1 protein-coding gene and 1 pseudogene are annotated in these 1186 nt (G+C 44.0%); both read right to left on the bottom strand.

Going from position 1 to position 1186, the window contains the following annotated elements; all coding sequences use genetic code 11:
* Positions 1-773: pseudogene (locus R7O12_RS25925) on the bottom strand (UDP-forming cellulose synthase catalytic subunit); the annotation flags it as partial.
* 3 nt (positions 774-776) lie between these two features.
* Positions 777-1186 (bottom strand): cellulose synthase operon protein YhjQ/BcsQ (locus R7O12_RS25920; protein ID WP_318126924.1); only part of this gene is annotated, 410 nt, incomplete at its 5' end.

Below are 1186 nucleotides of genomic sequence, written 5' to 3'. Positions count from 1 at the left end.
CCAAGCATCAGCACAATCCAAGAATACGTCTCAGCTAGAAGTAAAACGCCCCCTAGAAACAAAGCAACAGGATCGTCCCAGTTCAGGGTAGACGAATAACGGCACCACAAGTATCGACATGAGGCCGTAACCGACAAGATGATCAAAAGCATGGTAGGAAAACGACCCGGCATGCGACGAACCATCATCGCTAATGCCCAGAGTAACAACACAAAGACAGTCTGAGCCTGATAACCAAATGGCACCGTAAAACAAAGCAAAGCGATTAACACCACGAAAAACAGCAAGGTGTAGTTCAACGCCATCGCTGACTTACTTGCTTTAATACGCTCTCGAACTTGTGGATCTTTGATGTTGTTCGCTGTCTGTTCTAACCAGCGGACGCCTTTTGCAACCAATTCAAATGGCAAGTAGAACGCATTGCGAATTTGCTCGGCTAAAGTCATCGCTAAGCTGCTGGTTTTTTTGGACCATGCTGTATTTACGTTTTGCTTGAAGCAAAGCAACCACACGCTTTGGATAATAAAACGTACAGGATCAAACCATCTTGGCGCAGCAAAATTAACGTTTGGATAGTAAACCAAAGGCAGTTTCCATGAGGGAACACCCGAAATAACCGGCTTTAAAAATACAAAACTCAATGAAAACCAAAAAGACAAAGCACACTCACCAACCCAGTTTGTTTTGCAATTCCAGGCTTGCTCGTAAGCTTTCTTCTGTAGTCTGAATTGGTCCACTACCCAGCGTTGGAAAATCAGATTAAGACTTCGCATAAATTAGCTTTGGTCCTGAGCGCTTGATAACGCTGATACACACCAAAAAGCAAAAGACTGAAAATCTTTTGCGGCTTGGCTCGATGGCGAATAGTGTTGAACGGTCGTCAGGTTTGCCACACATTCAAGCAATGCCGTATCTCGATGAATCGAAACAGGAATCAACGATTCGCTAAGTTCCTTTTTCAGCACCAACATGAAATCACGACCAATTTCGGTTTCTGGCTGATACTTATTCACCAAAAAACGTAATTTGTCAGAGCGAAGCAATCTCGATAGCTCTTCATGTTGTAGCCAAGACTGAAGAGTGAGATAACTCAGGGCATCTGCCGTTACCACCACCACAATCATATCCATTAAGTCGACAAAAGATCGCACTTCAGGATCAGTAAGCTCTGCTAAGTCGGAGTGAA

The organism is Vibrio sp. Vb1574 (assembly GCF_033338675.1).
Note: the sequence above shows the minus strand (reverse complement) of the source record. Positions and strands in the feature narration are given on the sequence as shown.